This is a genomic window from Pseudobacteriovorax antillogorgiicola (assembly GCF_900177345.1).
In the GTDB taxonomy this organism is placed as follows: Bacteria; Bdellovibrionota_B; Oligoflexia; order Oligoflexales; family Oligoflexaceae; genus Pseudobacteriovorax; species Pseudobacteriovorax antillogorgiicola.
Genome location: NZ_FWZT01000063.1, coordinates 1 through 1763, shown reverse-complemented (window position 1 = coordinate 1763; position 1763 = coordinate 1). Strand labels below are relative to the sequence as shown.

At 38.3% G+C, this 1763-nt stretch carries 1 protein-coding gene; it reads left to right on the top strand.

Translation table 11 applies throughout. The features are described from left to right. Nucleotides 1–156 precede the first annotated feature (156 nt). Nucleotides 157–1527, top strand: coding sequence for an IS1380 family transposase (locus B9N89_RS31120; protein WP_132326504.1), 1371 nt, complete (start codon nt 157–159; stop codon nt 1525–1527). Nucleotides 1528–1763: the final 236 nt, after the last annotated feature.

Genomic DNA, 1763 nt, shown 5'->3' with positions numbered 1-1763 from the left:
CCCTAATCCGAAATAAAATACTACTTGACAGGCATTGAGTTATTGGCTGATTTGATAATCGTCAATTCGACACTCATCACCCATTTTCCCAAATTATCCAAAGGTTAAGGTTACTAAAGAATAGGTTATTATATTGCGATAAAAAAATAGCCCCCTATGATCTTGATGCGAAAAAAATTCAAGCGTAGAAGGCTAAAAATCATGAATATCACCATTGAAACCACAGATAAAGACCTTTCCTCCCTAGCAGGAATGTTAATCTTCAAAAAGTTATGCGAGAAAGCCTATCCCGAAGACATTTTTGATAATAATAACATTCCCAGTCTAAAGTCAGGAATCGACAAAAACATAGTTAAATTGAAGCAACTAATATACGCATTTCAGGCTGGCGCTGAATGCTTAGATGACTTCAATAGACTTGCGATGGATAGCTCGTTTCGGGCTATCTGTGACGATAGAGTATACACCCCCAAAAGTATGGGAAATTTCCTAAGAACGTTCGATCAAATAAAATGCAAGAATTTGAACAGCCTCTTAAGCCGCACATCATTTAGGCTAAGAAGTAGCCTTTTCCCCACTGCGGAGTCGATTATTTTCGATATTGACTCTACTAGCAATCAGCAATATGGGAAGAAGATGGAAGGTGTAAATATGAACTACAAAGGTTTCAAAAGCCTAGATACAATTCAGGTTTTTGACGAACGAGGAATCCAGTATTGGAATGAAGTAAGATCCGGTAATACCCACACAGCCAAAGGATCACAAGAGATCATTCATAAAGTTTTTGCAGAAATTCCTGAAGAGATAAAATCCCTCAGAAAGTTCGTTAGAGCTGACAGTGGATACTGCACAAAAAGCTTTTTCGATGCATGCACTGTTAAGGACTCTGAATTTGTCATTTGCATGAGAAAACTAATGTATAGACCGCTTATTAAAATGGTTTCGGCCTGGGAAAAACAAGATACAAGCGAACCAAGCAGGGTGATATTTGTGGGTGGAAGAGAATGTGAGATTGGCGAAACAGTTTATAGGCCAAAGAATTCTCATCATGAGTTCAGGGTCATAATACTTAGGGCGGTAAAACCGGCTTCACTAAACAAATTAATCCTAGAAGAAAGTGACTACGATTACCAAGGTTGGGTTAGCAATATTTGTGAATCGATGTCTGCGGAAGAAGTAATTAAACTATACCGCAAGCGAGGCCATTGTGAAAACTTTATTAGAGAGCTTAAAAATGGGCTGGATTTACACCACTACCCTTGCCAAAAGCTACTAGCAAACAAGGCTTTTGGAATTATAGCAGCTTTATCTTATAATCTGATGAGGTTTGTTTCTCTAAAAGATAATCCCACCAACCCTAAATTTGCTAAGGCTATAAGATTTAAATTTGTTCACATTCCTTGCCAAGTTGTCCGCCACGCGAGGAAGGTTACATTTCGTTTTATGAATTCCCACTTTAAGGAGGTGAGTAAATGGCTTGAGGAATTCAGTAGAATGAAGGTTGGCTTACCCTTAGTAGCCACCTAGTTGCGGATGATCTTTGACAACCTAACAAAAGACTGAAGCCGTATTGATCTTCTAAGGGATTCGTGCGCTTTGTAGACTCAGAGTGATCAATAAAAGGCTGTTTTTTGCTATCTTCGCCCGTGAAAAAACGACTTCAGTATAAAATAAAACTGAAACCATATTTCGAACCCGAATACTCAGGTCGACTAATACATTAGGAGCGAAAAAAATCTAGAAGTTAAGTTTTAGGGTAGCTT